Genomic DNA, 19,658 nt, shown 5'->3' on the forward strand with positions numbered 1-19,658 from the left:
CGGATACGGCTTGTTCCGGAGGCCAGATCTACGTGCCGTAACCGTGCGGGAGCAAGCGGTTTCGGTTGATTCGCAAATAATTGCATATGCCATCAATCAATTCCGGTCAGTGATAATCACTTTCCGGCCAGAGGGAGTCATTCCCGTGGCGTGACTCCGCACCCATGTGCAATGGGCAACAAGTTGCGGTCAGCGCTCCCGCCGGGACGTCACCGTGAACTGCGCCCCGTCCGGGTCCCGCAGCACCGCCTCCGTCTCGGACGCCCCCGCCTGGACGGTCCCCCCGTGCGCCAGCGCGGAACGGACGCAGGCGTCGACGTCGGTGACCGCGAAGTGGATCTGCCAGTGCGGCCGGATCGTGGGGTCGGGGGCCGCCTCCACCGCGCCGGAGTGGATACGGGCCACCACGTCGCCGTCGCTGCGCAACACGACCTCGTCGCCGTCGTAGTGCACCTCGCAGCAGCCGGGCCGCGAGGTGGCCCACTCCAGGACCTCGCCGTAGAACATGGCGGCGTCGAAGGCGTTGCGCGTGTGCAGTCGCACGAAGGCGGGGGCGGCCCGGCGCCAGGACTCCCACCCGGCCACGAGCTGCCCCTCCCAGATGCCGAACGCCGCTCCGTCCCGGTCGGCCAGCAGGGCGACCCGGCCCGGCGGGAAGGCGAGGGGCCCGACCGCCGTCGTACCGCCGCGCTCCCGGCCCCGGGCGGCGGCCTCGTCGGCGCTGGACACGGCGAAGTAGGGGGTCCAGGCGACAGCCATCTGCCACATGGAGGCCACGGCCGCGATACCCGCCACGGGCACCCCTTGCGCGTACGCGATCCGGAACCGTTCCATCGGCTGGGCCGACCGGAACCGCCAGCCCAGCACCGCCTGGTAGAAGTCCTCCGCGGCCGGCTGGTCGCGCGCCGTCAGGCTGACCCAGCACGGGGCGCCGAACACCGAGTGGCTGGAGATGACGTCGCTTCGGAGCGTTGTGTCGCGGTTCATCGCAGTACCGTCCTGGTCGTGCCGACCGACGCGCTCGGACGCCGAACAGCAGCGGAAGCACCCTGGGGGCTAGGGGCTTCTGATGGATCTCCGCGGCGTCACGACGCCCGGCACGCTCCCCCACTGCCTTAAGGGCGTGGGAGGTGCCCCCACTCGCCGCACCGGACGAAAGCCCAAGTAGCTCCGCTACGAGGACTCCCGCCCGGCACGCCGAGAGCACGCACCGAACGCCGCTCCTTCTTCCACGGAGATCCATCAGAAGCCCCTAGTTCCGTCACCCCCAGCATCCCCCGCCCCGGCGCCCCGCGCTCCTCACGCATCACCCGGGCCACGCCTGAAAGCGGGTCGCAGCAGGTCCCGAGTACCCGGGTGCCGCGGCCGAAACGAGGCGCCTCAGCCGTGCGGGGGCCGGTCGCCCAGCCGGTGGTCGGCCGGATTCAGCGCCTCGTCCACGACCCGGCGCAGGTGGCCGCCCCGCAGGGAGCAGATCACCCGGCGGCCCTCCTTACGTGTGTTGACGAGGCCCCCGAGGCGCAGCCGGGCCGGGTGCCGGCCGACGGCCGGGCGGCGGCGCAGAGCCAGGCGGGTGCGGTCCCCAAGGAGGGCGACGAGTTCGGCGGCCAGGGCGAACTGCTCCTCGCCCGGGATGTGCGGGTGCTCAGCGTTCGCAAGTGATAGGTACATGCATGCGTTCGTACGCACATAACGGCGGGCTCAGGCGACCCCGAGCCCCTCCAGCACCACGGCGTTCGGCAGCTCCACGAACGCCTTCCCCGGCACCAGCAGCTTTCCGCGGCGACGGCCGCTGCCCACCAGGACGTACGGAAGGTCGGCCACCGCCGCGTCCACCAACACCGGCCAGCCGGCGGGGAGTCCGATCGGCGTGATCCCGCCGTACTCCATGCCCGTCTCGCCGGTGGCCGTGTCCATCGGCGCGAACGACGCCTTGCGCGCGCCGAGTTGGCGGCGCACCACACCGTTCACGTCGACCCGGGTGGCGGAGAGGACGATGCAGGCGGCGAGTGTGGTCTCCCCGCCGCGCTTGCCGGCGACGACCACGCAGTTCGCGGACTGGCCGAGGAGTTCCGGTCCGTAGTGCTCCAGGAAGGTGGCGGTGTCGGCCCACTCCGGCTCGGTGTCGACGTACACGATCTGGTCGGCGGGGACACTGCCGGTCCACTGGCGTACGGCATCGGCGACCGGGCCGGTCAACTCGTCGAGGCGGTCGGGAGCGGGCGTGGCGTTGTCGAAGTGTCCGATGGGTGCGCGCATGACGGCACGCTAACAGCCGCCCGAACGGCCCCGGGCGGGGGTCTCAGTGCACGCCGGGGACCGACACCGTCAGGACCATCTTCAGCGGTACGTCACCGGTGTTGGCGTACGTGTGGGGGGCGCCGGCCTCGAAGGAGACGCTCGCGCCCGCCGGGACCCGGTACTCCACGCCGTCGACGGTGAGCGTCAACTCCCCCTCGGTGACGTGGATGAGCTCGACCGTGCCGACGGGGTGCGGGTCCGAGGAACTGCCCTCGTCCGGCATCAGCAGCCAGTCCCACATCTCCAGCGGGCCGGGCGCCTCGGCGCCCGCGAGGAGCCGGCTGTAGCTGCCGGCGTCGGTGTGCCAGAGCCGTACGGCCTGGTCGGCCGGGACGATGCGGACCTTCGGGCCCTGTTCGTAGTCGAGCAGCGTGGTGATGCTGATGCCGAGCGCGTCGCCGATCTTGACGACGGTGCCGAGGCTGGGATTGGTCCGGGCCTGCTCGATCTGGATGAGCATGCCGCGGCTGACGCCGGCGCGGGCGGCGAGCGTGTCCAGGGTGAAGCCGCGCTCGGTGCGCCAGCGCTTGACGTTGCGCGCCAGGGACTGGGTCAGGAGGTCGAGGTCCGACACATTCCGTCCAAGTAGAGGGTTCAATATTCTGAATGACAGAGTTCAGTTCACTGCACTACGGTGTGATGCACCGAATTGTTCATCGAACTGTACTGCGAGGCACCTCATGACAGCACTCTTCGCCCTGGCCACGAGCCTCCTGTGGGGGCTGGCCGACTTCGGCGGCGGGTTGCTGGCGCGACGGACGCCCGCGCTGACGGTCGTGGTCGTCTCGCAGTCGATCGCAACGGTCGTGCTCGGCGCCGTCGTCGTCATGACGGGCGCCTGGCGCGAGGCGGGTCCGCAGTTGTGGTTCGCGGTGGCGGCGGGCCTGGTCGGCCCCGTCGCGATGCTGGCCTTCTACAAGGCGCTCGCACTGGGCCCGATGGGCGTCGTCTCCCCGCTGGGCTCCCTCGGCGTCGCCGTCCCGGTGGGAGTGGGCCTCGTACTCGGCGAGCGCCCGGGGCTGCTCCAGTTCGCGGGCATCGCGGTCGCCGTCCTGGGGGTCGTACTCGCGGGCGGACCGCAGTTCAGGGGCGCTCCCGTGCAGCGGCAGGCGGTGCTGCTCACCCTGCTCGCGGCGTTCGGTTTCGGTGCGGTGATGGCCCTGATCGCCGAGGCGTCGACCACCCTCACCGGCCTGTTCTTCGCCCTGTTCGTGCAGCGGGTCACGAACGTCGTGTCGGGCGGCACGGCCCTGTATGTCGCCGTCCGGCGCGGCACCGTGGCTCCCCCGAAGATCCCGTGGAACGCCCTGCCGGCCTTCGCGTTCGTCGGTCTCGCGGACGTGGCCGCCAACGGCACCTACTCGCTGGCCGCCCAGCGGGGCCCGGTCACCGTGGCGGCCGTCCTCGCCTCGCTCTACCCGGTGATCACGGCGCTGGCCGCGCGTGGCCTCCTCAGCGAGCGGCTGCGCGGGATCCAGGCGGCGGGCGCCGGCCTGGCACTCGTCGGCACGGTGCTGCTGGCCACGGGCTGAGCCGGGACCGACCCGAGCCGCACCGCTCGTCGGCCGGTCGGGCAGGGCAGGGCGAGTCCAGCCGGGTTCGGTCAGGTTCGGCCTGGTCAGGAGTCGGCGCGTACGTCCTCCTGGGCCCGCCCTGCGGCCCGCAGCGCGGCGATGCCCTCCGCGGTCAGTTCGGTCAGTGCCAGCAGCTGCTCCGCCGTGACCCCGTCGGGGATCGGCACCGGTGCCGGCGTACGCAGCGGCGGCTGCCAGCCGTCACCCTGGGTCCAGCGCCGCACGACCCGCGCCGGAGCGCCGGCCACCACCGCGTGGTCGGGCACGACTCCCCGTACCACCGCACCGGCCGCCACCACGACGTTCCGGCCGATCCGCGCTCCCGGCAGGATCACCGCGCCCGTCCCGATCCAGCAGCCCGAGCCGATCTCCACGGGCTCCATCCGCGGCCACTGCTTGCCGATCGGCTCGTGCGGGTCGTCGTAGGAGTGGTTCGTGGACGTCACGTACGCATAGGGGCCGAAGTAGCAGTCGCTGCCGATCGTGACCGTCGTGTCGGCGATGACATGGCTGCCGCGGCCGAGGACCACGCCGTTCCCGATACGGAGGATGGGCTCCGGGCCGAGGTCGAGGTCGGGCATCAACCCGGCGGTCAGGGTGACCTGTTCGGCGATGATGCAGTGGTCGCCGAGGTGGATCCACGGTTCACCGAAGACCGTGCCCTGCGGGAAGGCGAGCCTGGTCCCCGTGCCCATCGCGCCGAAGCTCAGCCGCCCGGGCCGCTCGGCGGTCACCGCGCCCGTCCGCTGCACCCAGCCCCAGCCCGCGTGGACAGCACGCTGGACGAGGCGGCGCCGCCAGGATGAGAACGTGTTCTTGCGCGTGGGCACCCGCACACCGTACTCAGCGTCACGTCCACCCATGAGGCTGTCAGGCTGTGATCTTCGCCCCACCGAGCCGTGGTCCCGCCCCGATACGGTGCCGGTACCAACGAGAACGAGGAGACGGCGATGACGCACAAGGCGCTGATCGCGGGCGTGGGCGGCAAGGATCCGAAGGTGGATCAGGAGGCGTTCACCGCCCCGACGTCCGTGGTGCTCGGCGAGGTGACGCTGCATCCGGGCGCGAGCGTCTGGTACGGGGCGGTGCTGCGGGCCGACTGCGGGCCGATCGTGATCGGTGCGGACAGCAACGTGCAGGACAACTGCACGCTCCATGTCGACCCGGGCTTCCCGATCAGCATCGGTGAGCGGGTCTCCATCGGGCACAACGCGGTGGTGCACGGTGCGACTGTCGAGGATGACTGTCTGGTCGGGATGGGGGCGACCGTGCTGAACGGGGCCGTCATCGGGGCGGGTTCGCTTGTCGCCGCGCAGGCGTTGGTGCCGCAGGGGATGCGGGTGCCGCCGGGGTCGCTCGTGGCGGGGGTGCCGGCCAAGGTGAAACGGGAGCTGACCTCGGAGGAGCGGGAGGGGATCTCGTTGAACGGGACGTTGTATGTGGCGATGGCTCGGGAGCACCGGGCCGCCCACGGGGGGTGACGGTGGGCGGCGGACTGCGGGTTCGTTGTGGCTGGGCGCACAGTTCCCCGCGCCCCTGGAGGGCCCGCTGCTGTCCCTGACGGGACGGCAGCGGGCCCTCCTCCAGTCAGTCTGCGACCGGGACCGGCTCCCGCTCGGGCATCGTCTTATCGGCCTCGGTCTGCGCCGTCATCTTCTTGGCCTTGCGCTTGAGGATCAGCATTGAGGTGAGGCCGATGAGTACGGCCAGCAGCAGGCCGAGCCAGGAGAAGCGCTTGAGCCAGGACTCGGCGACCACGCCCACGTAGTAGATGACCGCCGTGGTGCCGCCCGCCCAGAGGATCCCGCCCAGGACGTTGGCGATGAGGAACTTCCAGTAGGGCATGTGCAGGACGCCCGCGAGCGGGCCCGCGAAGATGCGCAGCAGGGCGACGAAGCGGCCGAAGAAGACGGCCCACATGCCCCACTTCTCGAAGGACCGCTCGGCGGTGGCGATATGGCCTTCGCTGAAGTGCTTGGGGAACTTGCCGCCGAGCCAGGCCAGCAGTGGGCGGCCGCCCTTGCGGCCGATGGCGTAACCGATGGAGTCCCCGATGATCGCGCCGGCGCTCGCGCAGGCGCCGAGGATGAACGGGTCGATCTCGCCGTGCTGGGAGGCGAGCAGCGCCGAGGAGACGAGGATGATCTCGCCCGGCAGCGGAATGCCCAGGCTCTCCAGGCCGATGACCAAGCCCACCAGCGCGTAGATGGCGACTGCGGGCACGGTCTCTAGCCACTCCTGGACGTGCAACGCCGGTTCCTCCCGTTTCACCGCGACCCGGGCGATGCCCGGCGTGCGCTCGGGGTCGAGCGCACGCCGGGCAGCCTACCGGGTGACTTGGAGGGCATCGCACCCCATACGTCTCATACGTCCACTGCCGCGCTGAGCCGCGGCTCACCTGCCGAGGCCCCCACCCACACGGTCCGCCGCCCGGTGCCGAGGACCCACCCGTGCCGCCGCGGATCCCAGGAGGAGAGCGTGCGCTCGTCGACGCGCACGGTGATCCGGCGCGACTCCCCCGGCTGGAGCATGAGCCGCTTATAGCCGCCCAGCACCCGCACCGCCTGGTCCAGCCGGAGATCCGGCGAGGCGCCCACATAGACCTGCGGGACGTCGACACCGTCCCGCCGCCCGGTGTTCCGCACGGTGAATTCCACGTCCAGGCCGACACCGCTCCGGCGTACAGCCAGCTCCTCGTACCCGAAGGAGGTGTACGAGAGGCCGTGCCCGAACGGGAACAGCGGCCGCACGCCCTCGCTCTCGTACCAGCGGTAGCCGACGTGGATGCCCTCCGAGTACTCCTCGATACCGCCCGCGCCCGGGTAGCGGCGCGGGTCGCCTGCGACGGGGTGGCGGTCGTCGTCCGCGGGGAAGGACTGGGTGAGCCGTCCGCCGGGATCGCAGTCGCCGAACAGGACGGCGGCGGTGGCGGCCGCGCCCTCCTGGCCCGGGTAGTACATCTGCAGCACGGCGGCGGTGCGCTCCAGCCACGGCATCGAGGTCGCGGACGAGGTGTTGAGGACGACGGTGGTACGGGGGTTCGCCGCCGTCACCGCCTCGATCAGCTGTGCCTGGTGGCCCGGGAGGGCGAGGGTCGTGCGGTCCTGGTTCTCGGTGGCGTCCTCGTACGCGAAGAGCACGACACTCTCGGCGGCGCGCGCGGCCCGTACGGCCTCGGCCACGTCCTGGGCGCGGGTCGCTCCGGTGGCGCGCCGCAGCCGGAACGTCTGCCCCTGGGCGCCGCCCTTCGCCGTGATCTCGATCTTGTGGGCGCCGGCGGTGAGATCGAGGGTCCTGCGGCGCAAAGTCAGGCCGTCCGGCGCGGCCGATACCAGGCCGCCGGCGAAGTACTCGGCGAGCCCGGGCGCCACCGGGAAGAGGTCGACTCCGTCGAGGAGCACCGTGGGCCGTCTGCCCGAGTAGTGGATGACGAAGGTCCACTCGTCGTCGTCCTCGACGGTGAGCGTCCCGTCGTACGTCCAGGTCTTGCCGGCCGCGACCTGTTGCCCCTCCGGGTCGAGGCCTGCCGAGAGCGCGTCCTTGGGCAGGGCCTTGCCGAAGAGGTCCTCGCCGAGCGCGTACGACACCCGGGCGCCTTGTCCCGCACGGGACTTGATGGCCGTGAGAGGGCTGTCGGCGTGGTCGGGGACGACGTGGGCGCTGCCGCCGCCGCTGACGAAGGGGAGGGAGCCGGTGGGGCCGACGACCGCGATGCTGCGGGCGGCGGGGCCGGTGAGGGGCAGGGCGCCGTCCTTGTTGTGCAGGAGGGTGGCGCCCGCCTTGGCGACCTCCAGGGCGACCGCCGCGCCCACCGCCGCGTTCCGGTCCGGGCGCGGCGGGGCGCTGCCGTCGAGCAGCCCGAACTCGTCCATCGCGGCGAGGAGTCGGCGTACGGCGCGGTCGACGTAGTCCTCGGACACGCCGCCGTTCTGGACGGCCGTCTTCAGGGCGGCGCCGAAGTACTTGCCGTTCGGCATCTCCATGTCGAGGCCCGCGGTGAGCGCGGCGACGGTGCTGTGGGCCGCGTGCCAGTCGGTCATCACCCAGCCCTCGAAGCCCCAGCGGTCGCGCAGGACGCCGGTGAGGAGGTCGCTGCTCTCGCAGGCGTAGGTGCCGTTGACCTTGTTGTAGGCGCCCATGACCGCGCGGGCGCCGGCGCCGACGGCGGCCTCGAAGGCGCGCAGTTCGACCTCGTTCATGGTCTGCTCGTCGACCCGTACGTCGACGGACTCGCGGTCCTTTTCCTGGTTGTTCATCGCGAAGTGCTTGACGGTCGCGATGAGGCCCTCGCCCTGGATGCCCCTGATCTCCTCGGCCACCAGGTCGGCGGAGAGCAGCGGGTCCTCGCTGAAGGTCTCGAAGTTGCGGCCCGCGTACGGGGTGCGGATGAGGTTGACCATCGGGGAGAGCAGCACGTCCTGGCCGAGGGCGCGGCCCTCGCGGCCGATGACCTGGCCGTAGCGGCGGGCGAGTGCGGGGTCGAAGGCGGCGGCGAGCAGGACCGGCGCGGGCAGGGCGGTGGCGTGCCGTTCGACGCGGACGCCGGCCGGGCCGTCGGCGAGGCGCAGCGGCGGGATGCCGAGGCGCTTGACGCCGGGGACGTAGCCGGCCTGGCCGAGGGACTTCGGGTCGGTGGCGCCGTGCAGCAGGGAGATCTTCTCGTCCAGGGTGAGCCGGGCGACGAGTCGCTCGACGCGGGGGCCCGCGGCCGGCTCCCGCCCGGCGGTGGCCGCGTGGGCGAGGGGCGCAGGCCCGGCGGTCGCGGCCAGGGCGACGGCGGTCGCGCCGCCCAGCAGGCGCAGGGCGGACCGCCGGGACACGGTGCCTGAGGTCCCTGAGGTCTCGGAGGTGCCGGAAGTCTCGGAGCTGTCGGGCATGGGGCGTCACTCCTCGTTCGGTGCGGGCACGAGGAACTATGCGACAAAAACTACTAAATGCCCCGCTAGGCGCCACTGGTGCGGCGGAAACGTGTCACACCGTCGGGCCCGCCAGTGACTGCTCGGTCCAGATGATCTTTCCGTCCTGGGTGTAGCGGGTGCCCCAGCGCTGGGTGCACTGGGAGATCAGGAACAGGCCGCGGCCGCCCTCGTCGGTCGTCTTCGGGTGGCGCAGGTGCGGGGCGGTGGGGCTGGCGTCCCAGACCTCGCAGACCAGGGTCCGCGACACGATCAGCCGGAGCCGGATCGGCCCGGAGGCGTGCCGGATCGCGTTGGTGACCAGTTCGCTGACGACGAGTTCGGTGGTGAAGGTCAGCTCGTCCAGGCCCCACTCGCTCAGCTGCCGCGAGGTCCGCTTGCGGACCTCGCTGACGGACGCGGGGTCGCTGGGCAGCTCCCAGGACACCATCCGCTCGGCGTCCAGGCGACGGGCCCGGGCCATCAGCAGCACCACGTCGTCCGGCGGGCGCGCCGGGACGAGGGCGTCGACCACGGCCTGGCAGCGGTCGTCGAGGGTGGGTTCCTGCCGCTCCAGCACGCGGCGCAGCCGTTCCCGGTCCGCGGCGGCGTCCCGCTGCCGCGCGGGTCCTTCGGCGGCCAGCAGGCCATCGGTGTAGAAGGCGAGCACGCTGCCTTCCGCGAGCGGCAGTTCGACCGACTCGAAGGGCGGGCCGCTCACCCCGAGCGCGGGTCCCGGCGGCAGTTCGGGGAAGTCGACGGTGCCGTCCGGGGAGACGATCGCGGGCAGGCCGTGGCCGGCGGCGGCCATGGAGCACCGGCCGCCTACCGGGTCGTACACCGCGTACAGGCAGCTGGCGCCCTTCGCGTGGACGCCGTCGGCGCGCGGGGCCGCCGCGGGGTCGTCCTCGTACCCCGCCCGGTCGACCAGGTCGTCGAGGTGTGCAAGGACCTCCTCGGGCGGCAGGTCCAGATCGGCGAGGGTCTGCACGGCGGCCCGCAGCCGTCCCATGGCCGCCGCGGCCTCGATGCCGTGCCCGACCACGTCGCCCACCACCAGGGCGACCCGCGCGCCCGACAGCGGGATGACGTCGAACCAGTCCCCGCCCAGACCCGTCAGTTCGTCGGCCGGCCGGTAGCAGGCGGCGACCTCCATCGCGTCCTGCTCGGGGAGCCGGGCCGGCAGCAGATGGCGTTGCAGGACGAGGGCCGCGTCGCGTTCCCGGGTGTAGCGGCGGGCATTGTCGAGGCACAGGGCCGCCCGGGCGACGAACTCCTCGGCCAGACCCAGGTCGTCCTGGTCGAAGGGGTCCTGGCGGCGGCGCCGGAAGAAGGTGGTGATGCCGAGCGTGGTGCCGCGTGCCCGGATCGGGACGATCATCACCGTGTGCAGTCCGAGGTCGAGGAAGGTGGCCGCCCTGCCGCCCGGTCCGCTGTTGGACCATTCCCTGGCCAGCGGATCGAGCCGCTGCTCGATCCACGATCTGCCGCTCGTCAGACAGCGGATCGGGGGCACCCCGGCGAGGTAGCTCGCCACCTGACCCACGTCGACGACGGCTTCCGGGGCGCCCTCGTTCACGGACCGCTGGCCGGCCCGCCGCAGCGGTACGGCGTCCGTCTCGTTCATCGGCCCGGGAAGCGGCTCGCCCCCTTCGAGGACGGTCTCCAGGAGATCGACGGCGACGAAGTCGGCGAGTCCCGGCACGGCGACGTCGGCCAGTTCCTGGGCGGTCCTCATGACGTCCAGGGTGCGGCCGATGCGCTTGCCCGCCTGGTCCAGGAGGGTGAGCCGCTCGCGGGCGCGATAGCGCTCGGTGACGTCCACCACCGTGTAGTACACGCCGATCGGGTTGCCGTGGTCGTCGTCGAGCCGTGTGAACGACATCGCGTGGGCCGTGTCGCGGTGCGGCGCCGACCGCACCGAACCGACGTGCTCGTAGCCGATGACGGCCTCACCTGTCTCCAGCACCTGCCGCATCACCGCTTCCAGCGCCTCGGCGTCGAGGCCCGGCTGGATGTCCGCCAGCCGTTTCCCGATGCGCTCGGACGCGGGGCCGCCGCCGAACTGCTCCAGGGCCGCGTTCGACCACACGTACCGCAGGTCCGCGTCGACGATGGCTATGCCGATCGGCGAGTGCGAGGCCAGCCGCTCCAGCACCGAGCGGCTCATGTCCCAGCCCGCGCCACCGGTCGTGTCGGCGGCCAGGACCACCCAGCGCGGCGGGCCGTCGTCCACCTCCGGGGCCGCTATGACCCGCACCGACGTGACGACCGGGTGCCCGTCCCGGTGCCGCACGGCGAGGAGCCCGGTCCAGCCGCCGTCGCGGTCGCACCGGCGGGTCAGGTCCGCCAGCCGTGCGGCGTCCTCGGGCATCAGCAGGTCGGCCGCGGGCCGGCCCACGACGTCGGCCCGGCGATGGCCGAACAGCCGCTCGGCGTCCCGGGTCCAGCCGGTCACCGCCAGGCGCGCGTCCAGCAGCACCGCCGCGGCGTCCGCCATGTCGAACCGCCGCCGCGCCACGCCACTCTCCTCGCTCGTCACCACCCTGACCCTCTCCGTCCCTGGAGTGGTCCGCTTCCCGTCCGTCACACACGGTGCAACCGTGCGGTACGGCCAACGTACCGCCGCGCCCGCCTTCCGACACCGGCAGCCGCACCCGATCAGGGTCGGACGAGGAGCTGGAAGTCGAAGGTGTAGCGGGCGGCGCGGTAGACGTGGGTGCCGTACTCTACGGCCCGCCCGGTGTCGTCGTAGGCGGTGCGCCGCATGGTGAGCAGGGCGGCGCCGGCCGGCTCGTCGAGGAGTCGGCCCTCCTCGGCGGTGGCGGAGCGGGCGCCGACGGTCTGGTGGGCGCTGTGCAGGGTGATGCCGGCGGCCCGCATCATCCGGTAGAGGCCGGTCTGCTCCAGCTCGGCCGTGCCGAGGTCGAGGAGCGTGGCGGGCAGGTAGTTGCACAGGTACGCCACGGGTTCGCCGTGGGTGGAGCGCAGCCGTTCGAGCACGGTGACGTCCCGGCCCTCGGGAATGCCGAGGGCCGCGGCGACCTCCGCGGAGGCCGACTGGACCTCGTTGCGCAGGACCCGGGTGGCAGGGCTCTGCCCCGCGGCCGCCAGGTCGTCGTAGAGGCTGCTCAGTTCGAGCGACCGTCTGACCTGGCTGTGCACCACCTGGGTGCCGATGCCGCGGCGGCGCACCAGCAGGCCCTTCTCCACCAGGGACTGGATCGCCTGGCGGACGGTCGGCCGGGACAGGCCGAGCCGCGCCGCGATGTCCATCTCGTTGCCCAGCAGGTTGCCCGGGGCCAGCGCCCCGTGCTCGATCGCGGACTCCAGCTGCTGGGCGAGCTGGTAGTAGAGCGGGATCGGGCTGCCCCGGTCCAGGGCGACCTGGAGGCGGTCGAACGCGGCGACGGTCGCCGGCCGCGCGGTTTCGGTCTCCGCCACGGGAGCCTCCTCCCTTCGGGTGGGCCTTCAGGTGGGCCTTCGAGTGGGCCTTCGGATACGGGTCAGGAGTTGCTGGGGAAGCCGAGGTTGATGCCACCGCCGTCGGCCGGGTCGGGCCAGCGGGTGGTGATGACCTTGCCCTGGGTGTAGAAGGCGATGCCGTCGTTGCCGTAGATGTGGTGGTCTCCGAAGAGGGAGTCCTTCCAGCCGCCGAAGGAGTGGTAGCCGACGGGCACGGGGATCGGCACGTTGACGCCGACCATGCCTGCCTGGACCTCCAGCTGGAAGCGGCGGGCGGCGCCGCCGTCCCGGGTGAAGATCGCGGTCCCGTTGCCCCAGCGGGAGCCGTTGATCAGCGCGATGGCCTCGTCGTACGTGTCGGCGCGGACCACGCAGAGCACCGGGCCGAAGATCTCGTCCTGGTACGCGTCCGCGGTGACCGGCACCTTGTCGAGCAGCGAGACGCCGAGGAAGAAGCCGTCCTCGTGGCCCGGAACGGTGTACCCGGTGCCGTCCACGACGACCTCGGCGCCCTGGGCCGCCGCACCGGAGACGTACGACGCCACCTTGTCGCGGTGCTCGCGGGTGATCAGCGGGCCCATCTCGCTGGCCGCGTCGCTGCCGGGGCCGATCTTCAGGCCCTTGGCCCGCTCGGCGATCTTGCCGACGAGTTCGTCGCCCGTGTCGCCGACCGCGACCACGACGGACACCGCCATGCAGCGCTCGCCGGCCGAGCCGTACGCGGCGTTGATGGCCTGGTCGGCGGCGAAGTCCAGGTCGGCGTCGGGCAGGACCAGCATGTGGTTCTTGGCGCCGCCGAGGGCCTGTACGCGCTTGCCGTGCTCGATGCCCTTCATCTGGATGTACTTGGCGATGGGCGTGGAGCCGACGAAGGAGACGGCCGCGATGTCCGGGTGCTCCAGGAGGCGGTCCACGGCGACCTTGTCGCCCTGCACGATGTTGAGCACGCCGTCCGGCAGTCCGGCCTCGGAGGCCAGCTCCGCCAGCCGGTAGGACGCGGAGGGGTCCTTCTCGCTCGGCTTGAGCACGAAGGTGTTGCCGCACGCGATGGCGACCGGGAACATCCACATCGGCACCATGGCCGGGAAGTTGAACGGCGTGATGCCGACGACGACACCGAGCGGCTGCCGGATCGAGGCGACGTCGACGCGGGTGGAGACCTGCGTGGACAGCTCACCCTTCACCAACTGCGGTACCGAGCAGGCCAGTTCGACGATCTCCATGCCCCGGGCGACCTCGCCGAGCGCGTCGGAGTGCACCTTGCCGTGCTCGGCGGTGATCAGCTCGGCGATCTCGTCGCGGTGCGCGTCGAGCAGCTCGCGGTACTTGAACAGGACCGACGTGCGCTTGGCGAGCGAGGCGGTGCCCCAGCTCTCGAACGCGGCCTTCGCCGAGGCGACGGCGGCGTCCACCTCGTCGACGGAGGCGAAGGGCACCTGCTTCTCCTGGGCGCCCGTGGCGGGGTTGTACACGGGGCCGGAGCGACCGGACGCGCCCTCGACGGGCTTGCCCCCGATCCAGTGGTTGATCGTGTTCATGAGTGCGGGTCCTTTTCGTGAGCGGGGGAAGTCAGGAGGGGGGCGGGCGTCAGAGGTGGCGGCGGCGGTCGACGACGCTCTGCTCGTACGACTCGCGGGCCCGGGTGGCGGCCTCGCGGGAGGCGACCTCGGCGACCGGCACGTCCCACCAGGCCTCCGCGGCCGGGGCGGTGGGCGTCGGGTCCGTCTCGACGTACACGCAGGTCGGACGGTCCGAGGCACGGGCGGTGGCCAGGGCCTCGCGCAGTTCGCCGACGGTCTTGGCACGCAGCACGTCCATGCCGAGGCTGGCGGCGTTGGCGGCCAGGTCGACCGGCAGCGGGGCGCCGGTGAAGGTGCCGTCGGCGGCGCGGTAACGGTAGGCGGTGCCGAAGCGCTCGCCGCCCACCGTCTCGGAGAGGCCGCCGATGGAGGCGTACCCGTGGTTCTGGATCAGCACCAGGTTGACGGGCAGGCCCTCCTGGACGGCCGTGACGATCTCGGTGGGCATCATGAGGTACGTGCCGTCGCCGACCAGCGACCAGACGGGGGTGCCGGGGGCGGCCTGCTGGACGCCGATGCCCGCCGGGATCTCGTAGCCCATGCAGGAGTAGCCGTACTCCAGGTGGTACTGGCGCGGGCTGCGCGCCCGCCAGAGCTTGTGCAGGTCGCCGGGGAGCGAGCCGGCCGCGTTGATCACCACGTCGTCGTCGCCGACCACGGCGTCGAGCGCGCCGAGGACCTGCGTCTGGGTGGGCACCGCGTGCTCGTCGTCCGCCCGGTAGGCGGCGTCCACGATCTGCTCCCAGCGCTCCTTGCCGGTGCGGTACTCGGCCTCGTAGGCCGCGTCCACGCGGTGGCCGGACAGTGCCTCGGTGAGGGCGTCCAGACCCGCGCGGGCGTCGGCCACCAGCGTCCGAGCGCTCAGCTTGTGGGCGTCGAAGGCGGTGACGTTGAGGTTGACGAACCTGACGTCCGGGTTCTGGAAGAGCGTGGCGGAGGCGGTGGTGAAGTCCGTGTAGCGGGTGCCCACGCCGATGACGAGGTCGGCGGTGCGGGCCAGGTCGTCGGCGACGGTGGTACCGGTGTGGCCGACGCCGCCGAGGTCCGCCGGGTGGTCGTGGCGCAGGGAGCCCTTGCCCGCCTGGGTGGACGCGACCGGGATGCCGGTGGCCTCCACGAACTCCTTGAGGGCCGCCTCGGCCTCGCTGTGGTGGACTCCGCCGCCCGCGATGATCACGGGGCGCCCGGCGGCTCGTACGGCCTCCACGGCGGCCGCGAGCTCGGACGGTTCGGGCGCCGGGCGGCGTACGTGCCAGATCCGCTCGGCGAAGAACTCCTCGGGCCAGTCGTACGCCTCGGCCTGCACGTCCTGCGGCAGGGCGAGGGTGACGGCGCCGGTCTCGACGGGGTCGGCGAGCACCCGCATCGCGTTCAGGGCGGACGGGATCAGCGCCTCGGGGCGGGTGATCCGGTCGAAGTAGCGGGAGACCGGGCGCAGGGTGTCGTTGACCGACAGGTCGGCCTCGACGGGGTGCTCCAGCTGCTGGAGCAGCGGGTCGGCGGCGCGGGTGGCGAAGTAGTCGCCGGGCAGGAGCAGCACGGGGAGGCGGTTGACCGTGGCCAGGGCGGCGCCGGTCACCAGGTTGGTGGCGCCCGGGCCGATGGAGGTGGTGACCGCCTGGGCGGAGAGCCGGTTGAGCTGGCGGGCGTAGCCAACCGCCGCGTGCACCATGGCCTGTTCGTTGCGGCCCTGGTGGAAGGGCATGGTCTCCTCGCCTGCTTCGAGGAGCGCCTGGCCGAGTCCGGCGACGTTGCCGTGGCCGAAGATCCCCCAGATGCCGGCGATCAGCCGGTGCCGCACGCCGTCGCGTTCGGTGTGCTGCGCGGCCAGGAAGCGCACCAGTGCCTGGGCGACGGTCAGGCGAAGGGTCGAGCGGCTCATCGGTTCCTCACTGGGACGGGGCATGGGACGGGGATCAGGTCAGCCGGGGGTCGACGGGCTGGCTCGGCCAGGTGTCGCGGATCCAGGCGTGGTCGGGGTGGTCGCAGATCAGCCAGGCGCGGTCGGCGCCGGGGCCCGCCATGACGTTGAGGTAGTACATGTCGTGGCCGGGCGCGGCGATGGACGGGCCGTGCCAGCCGTCCGGGATCAGGACGACGTCGCCGCCGCGCACCTCGGCCAGCACGTCGGTGCCGCTGCCGTGGCCGGACGGCGAGACCCGCTGGTAGCCGAGGCCGGGCGTGCCCTCGTGGTCGGCGATCTCGAAGTAGTAGATCTCCTCCAGCTCGGACTCCTCGCCCGGCCGGTACTCGTCGTGCTTGTGCGGCGGGTACGAGGACCAGTTGCCGCCGGGGGTGATCACCTCGACGGCGATGAGCTTGTCGCACTCGAAGACGCCGGCCGCGCCGAAGTTGTGAACCCTGCGCGAGCAGTTGCCGGTACCGCGCAGTTCGACGGGGACGGACTCGGCGGACCCGTAGCGGGCCGGCAGGCGCCGGTCGCAGCGGGCGCCGGTGAGCGCGAAGCGTCCGCCCGCGGTCGAGGTGAGGGCCGCGGTCGCGTCGCGCGGAACGTACACGAAGTCGCTGACGCCGCTGAACACGCTCGCGCGGCCGTGCAGTTGGAACTCGTCACGGCCGAAGTCGTCGGTGACAGCGATGTCACAGCCGCCGCCGAGCGAGGTGACGATCCATTCGCTGTCCCCGGCGGTGAACAGGTGCGTGCCGCCGGGCGGCAGTTCGAGGACGCGGAGGCTGGAGTGGTCCCAGCCCGCGCTCTCCGGGGTGACGTCCACGGCGTACGGGCCGCTCGCGGCCTTGCCCGCCGGCAGGTGATGTGCGCTGGTCATGAGGATGCCCCTTCTGGTCAGAGCAGGCCGACCGCGGTGTCCACCGCGGTCTCCACGTTGCCCTCGGCGGGATAGAGCAGGGACCGGCCGACGACCAGGCCCTGGACGGTGGGCAGCCGCAGGCACTTGCGCCACTTCTCGTACGCGCCCTCCTGGTCCCTGCCGACCTCGCCGCCGAGCAGGACGACGGGCAGGGTGGAGGTCTCGAGCGCCGCGGCCATGTCGTCCGGGTCGTTGGTGACCGGGAGTTTCAGCCAGGTGTAGGCGGAGGTGCCGCCCAGGCCTGAGGCGATGGCGATGGAGCGGGTGACGGCCTCCGAGCCGAGGTCGTTGCGCACCCTGCCCTCGACGCGGCGGGAGATGAACGGCTCGACGAACACCGGGAGCCGCCGCTCGGCCATGGCGTCGATGGCCCGGGCGGTGGACTCCAGGGTGGTCAGCGAGCCCGGGTCGTCGTAGTCGATGCGGACGAGCAGCTTGCCCGCGTCGAAGTTCAGCCGGTCGATGTCCTCGGCGCGGTGGCCGGTGAAGCGGTCGTCCATCTCGAAGGCGGCGCCGGCCAGGCCGCCGCGGTTCATCGAGCCCATCACGACCTTGTTCTCCAGCGCGCCGAGCAGGAGCAGGTCGTCCAGGATGTCGGCGGTGGCGAGCACCCCGTCCACGCCGGGCCGCGACAGCGCGATGCACAGGCGTTCCAGCAGGTCGGCCCGGTTGGCCATGGCCAGCCGGCGGTCGCCCACGCCGAGTGCGCCGCGCGCCGGGTGGTCGGCGGCCACGATCATGAGGCGGCCGCTGTCGCCGAGGAGGGGCCGGCGCGTACGGCGGGCCGCCGCTTCGGCTATGGCCTCCGGATGCCGGGCGCGCACCCTGACGAGGTCGGGGATGGTGATGCTCAAGGGTTGGCTCCGATCAGGGGGTGGCGGTGTCAGCCGCGGGCGGCCACGAGATCCTCGACCTCGGTGGCGGTCGGCATCGCGGAGGAGCATGCCAGGCGGGAGGCGACGATGGCGCCGGCCGCGTTGGCGTACCGCATCGTCTTCTCCAGGTCCCAGCCGCCCAGCAGCCCGTGGCAGAGCGAGCCGCCGAACGCGTCGCCCGCGCCGAGGCCGTTGACCACCTCCACGGGCACGGGCGGCACTTCGGCGGTGGTGCCGTCGCGGTGGACGGCGAGGACGCCCTTGGGGCCCTGCTTGACGACGGCCAGCTCCACGCCCGCCTCGATCAGGGCCTCGGCGCAGGCGCGCGGTTCGCGGAATCCGGTGGCCACCTCGCACTCGTCGAGGTTACCGACGGCGACGGTGACGTGCCGAAGGGCTTCGGCGTAGTACGGGCGGGCCTCGTCCGGGTTCTTCCAGAACATCGGGCGCCAGTCGAGGTCGAAGACCGTGGTGCCCTGCTTGGCACGCGCCTTGAGGGCCGCGAGCGTGGCGGAGCGGCTGGGCTCCTCGCTCAGGCCGGTGCCGGTGATCCAGAAGATGCGGGCCGCCCGGATGGCGAAGAAGTCCAGCTCGTCGGTGTGGATCTCCAGGTCGGGCGCCTTGGGCTGCCGGTAGAAGTACAGCGGGAAGTCGTCGGGCGGGAAGATCTCGCAGAACGTGACCGGCGTGGGGTAGGCGTCGACCGGGGTGACCCAGCGGTCGTCGACGCCGAAGTCCTTGAGCGCCTGGTGCAGGTAGGCGCCGAAGGGATCGTTCCCGGTGCGGGTGACGACCGCGGTGGTGCGGCCCAGGCGCGCCGCGGCGACCGCCACATTGGCCGCCGACCCGCCCAGGAACTTCCCGAAGGTCTCGACACGGGTGAGCGGTACGCCGATCTGCAGGGGGTAGAGGTCAACCCCGATGCGACCCATGGTGATCAGGTCGTAGGACTCGGTCATACGCGTCGCTCCTCATGCTGGATACGGACTGCCGGGGGATGCGGACTGCCGGAGACCGGTGTGTCCTAGGTGTATGACCGGGGACGGAGCCCTGTCAATACTTTGTACTTACATTCTCACGTGCTCGTGAAATGATGTCTTAACAAAGTATTGACAGGGGGGTCTGTCAGGGACTTACATCCCGTCCCAACAAGACAGCCGAGTTCGTCGCCCCTGGCCCGGCATTTCCCTCAGTACGGGCCCCAAGGCCCAGGCACCCCGCCCGGACCGTTTACTCTGCTCCCTTTCCCCTGTCGCACAGTGAGGTGCCGGAAAGATGGATCGCTCGTCTCGCCCCCGTTCCCGCAGAATCGCCCCCGTTGTGGCCGCAGCCGCCGCGGCAGCCCTGGTGCTCGCCGGATGTTCCAGCGACTCCGGCGGCAAGAAGGCCGAGGAGAACGCGGACAACGCGTCGGCCGGCAAGGCCGACACCCCCCGCATGAAGGTCGCGATGGTCACCCACGCGGCGCCCGGCGACACCTTCTGGGACCTCATCCGCAAGGGCGCGGAGGACGCCGCCGCCAAGGACAACATCGAGTTGGTCTATTCCAACAACCCGGACTCCGCCAAGCAGGCCAACCTGGTCCAGAACGCGATCGACCAGAAGGTCGACGGCATCGCGGTCACCCTGGCCAAGCCGGACGCCATGAAGTCCGTGGTCGCCAAGGCGGAGAAGGCCGGCATCCCGGTCGTCGGCCTCAACGGAGGCATCGACGACTGGAAGGAGCAGGGTCTCCTGGAGTACTTCGGCCAGGACGAGTCGGTGGCCGGTGAGGCCTTCGGCGAGAAGCTCAACGAGCTCGGCGCGAAGAACAACATCTGCGTCATCCAGGAGCAGGGCCACGTAGCTCTGGAGGCGCGCTGCGCCGGTGTGAAGAAGACGTTCAAGGGCAAGACCACGAACCTCTACGTGAACGGCACCAACATGCCGGCCGTGAAGTCGACGATCACCGCCAAGCTCAAGCAGGACTCCTCGGTCGACTACGTGGTCACCCTCGGCGCCCCGTTCGCGCTGACCGCCGTGCAGTCCGTGGGTGACGCGGGCAGCAAGGCGAAGGTGGCGACGTTCGACCTGAACAAGGAGATGGTCAAGGCCATCGAGGACGGCGACGTCGAGTTCGCCGTCGACCAGCAGCCCT

The 19,658-nt window shown here is 71.8% G+C and carries 17 protein-coding genes; 3 read left to right on the top strand and 14 right to left on the bottom strand.

The features are described 5' to 3' along the window. Positions 1-189 precede the first annotated feature (189 nt). The 4 genes from AB0I18_RS22640 to AB0I18_RS22655 all read right to left on the bottom strand — a co-directional run bounded on the left by AB0I18_RS22640 (position 190) and on the right by AB0I18_RS22655 (position 2,875). Positions 190-987 carry a VOC family protein gene (locus AB0I18_RS22640; RefSeq protein ID WP_363107358.1) on the bottom strand — a complete coding sequence of 266 codons (798 nt, stop codon included), beginning with the start codon at positions 985-987 and terminating at the stop codon, positions 190-192. A gap of 393 nt (positions 988-1,380) precedes the next feature. Continuing rightward, positions 1,381-1,671, bottom strand: a complete 291-nt coding sequence (locus AB0I18_RS22645; protein WP_363107359.1) for a transcriptional regulator — start codon at positions 1,669-1,671, stop codon at positions 1,381-1,383. A gap of 30 nt (positions 1,672-1,701) precedes the next feature. After that, positions 1,702-2,259: a YbaK/EbsC family protein gene (locus AB0I18_RS22650; RefSeq protein WP_363107360.1), complete on the bottom strand. Its 558-nt coding sequence runs from the start codon at positions 2,257-2,259 to the stop codon at positions 1,702-1,704. 43 nt (positions 2,260-2,302) lie between these two features. After that, entirely contained in the window at positions 2,303-2,875 is a 573-nt protein-coding gene (locus AB0I18_RS22655; protein WP_363107361.1) for an XRE family transcriptional regulator, read from the bottom strand. A 106-nt stretch (positions 2,876-2,981) separates the two neighbouring features. Between AB0I18_RS22655 and AB0I18_RS22660 the strand changes: the two genes are divergently transcribed. Continuing rightward, entirely contained in the window at positions 2,982-3,833 is an 852-nt protein-coding gene (locus AB0I18_RS22660; protein ID WP_363107362.1) for a DMT family transporter, read from the top strand. Between the two features lie 86 nt (positions 3,834-3,919). Here the strand turns inward: AB0I18_RS22660 and AB0I18_RS22665 are convergent, their stop codons facing one another. Then, the gene (locus AB0I18_RS22665; protein WP_363107363.1) at positions 3,920-4,738 is read right to left on the bottom strand and encodes an acyltransferase; all 819 of its coding nucleotides are present in this window, start codon (positions 4,736-4,738) and stop codon (positions 3,920-3,922) included. An 87-nt stretch (positions 4,739-4,825) separates the two neighbouring features. On the opposite strand from AB0I18_RS22665, the gene AB0I18_RS22670 reads away from it, so the two are divergent. Continuing rightward, a complete protein-coding gene (locus tag AB0I18_RS22670; protein WP_363107364.1) occupies positions 4,826-5,356 on the top strand; it encodes a gamma carbonic anhydrase family protein in 531 nt (176 codons plus the stop codon). A gap of 106 nt (positions 5,357-5,462) precedes the next feature. Here AB0I18_RS22670 and AB0I18_RS22675 read toward each other — a convergent pair whose 3' ends face one another. The 9 genes from AB0I18_RS22675 to iolC all read right to left on the bottom strand — a co-directional run bounded on the left by AB0I18_RS22675 (position 5,463) and on the right by iolC (position 18,480). Then, the gene (locus tag AB0I18_RS22675; RefSeq protein WP_363107365.1) at positions 5,463-6,125 is read right to left on the bottom strand and encodes a DedA family protein; all 663 of its coding nucleotides are present in this window, start codon (positions 6,123-6,125) and stop codon (positions 5,463-5,465) included. Between the two features lie 113 nt (positions 6,126-6,238). Beyond that, a complete protein-coding gene (locus AB0I18_RS22680; protein ID WP_363107366.1) occupies positions 6,239-8,752 on the bottom strand; it encodes a glycoside hydrolase family 3 C-terminal domain-containing protein in 2,514 nt (837 codons plus the stop codon). Positions 8,753-8,846: 94 nt separating this feature from the next. Next, positions 8,847-11,315: a SpoIIE family protein phosphatase gene (locus AB0I18_RS22685; protein ID WP_363107367.1), complete on the bottom strand. Its 2,469-nt coding sequence runs from the start codon at positions 11,313-11,315 to the stop codon at positions 8,847-8,849. Positions 11,316-11,431: 116 nt separating this feature from the next. Beyond that, the gene (locus AB0I18_RS22690) at positions 11,432-12,214 is read right to left on the bottom strand and encodes a GntR family transcriptional regulator (RefSeq protein WP_363107368.1); all 783 of its coding nucleotides are present in this window, start codon (positions 12,212-12,214) and stop codon (positions 11,432-11,434) included. A 62-nt stretch (positions 12,215-12,276) separates the two neighbouring features. Beyond that, positions 12,277-13,773: a CoA-acylating methylmalonate-semialdehyde dehydrogenase gene (locus AB0I18_RS22695; RefSeq protein WP_363107369.1), complete on the bottom strand. Its 1,497-nt coding sequence runs from the start codon at positions 13,771-13,773 to the stop codon at positions 12,277-12,279. Between the two features lie 49 nt (positions 13,774-13,822). Continuing rightward, positions 13,823-15,697: a 3D-(3,5/4)-trihydroxycyclohexane-1,2-dione acylhydrolase (decyclizing) gene (gene iolD / locus AB0I18_RS22700; protein WP_363107370.1), complete on the bottom strand. Its 1,875-nt coding sequence runs from the start codon at positions 15,695-15,697 to the stop codon at positions 13,823-13,825. 34 nt (positions 15,698-15,731) lie between these two features. Further along, the gene (gene iolB, locus AB0I18_RS22705; protein WP_363107371.1) at positions 15,732-16,604 is read right to left on the bottom strand and encodes a 5-deoxy-glucuronate isomerase; all 873 of its coding nucleotides are present in this window, start codon (positions 16,602-16,604) and stop codon (positions 15,732-15,734) included. A 17-nt stretch (positions 16,605-16,621) separates the two neighbouring features. After that, a complete protein-coding gene (locus tag AB0I18_RS22710) occupies positions 16,622-17,500 on the bottom strand; it encodes a deoxyribose-phosphate aldolase (RefSeq protein ID WP_363107372.1) in 879 nt (292 codons plus the stop codon). Between the two features lie 29 nt (positions 17,501-17,529). Then, positions 17,530-18,480 (bottom strand): 5-dehydro-2-deoxygluconokinase, encoded by a 951-nt coding sequence (gene iolC, locus AB0I18_RS22715; protein WP_363107373.1) that lies wholly within the window; start codon positions 18,478-18,480, stop codon positions 17,530-17,532. 316 nt (positions 18,481-18,796) lie between these two features. On the opposite strand from iolC, the gene AB0I18_RS22720 reads away from it, so the two are divergent. Next, positions 18,797-19,658 (top strand): substrate-binding domain-containing protein (locus tag AB0I18_RS22720; RefSeq protein ID WP_363107374.1); only part of this gene is annotated, 862 nt, incomplete at its 3' end.

This window comes from Streptomyces sp. NPDC050704, from assembly GCF_040654355.1.
GTDB lineage: Bacteria > Actinomycetota > Actinomycetes > Streptomycetales > Streptomycetaceae > Streptomyces.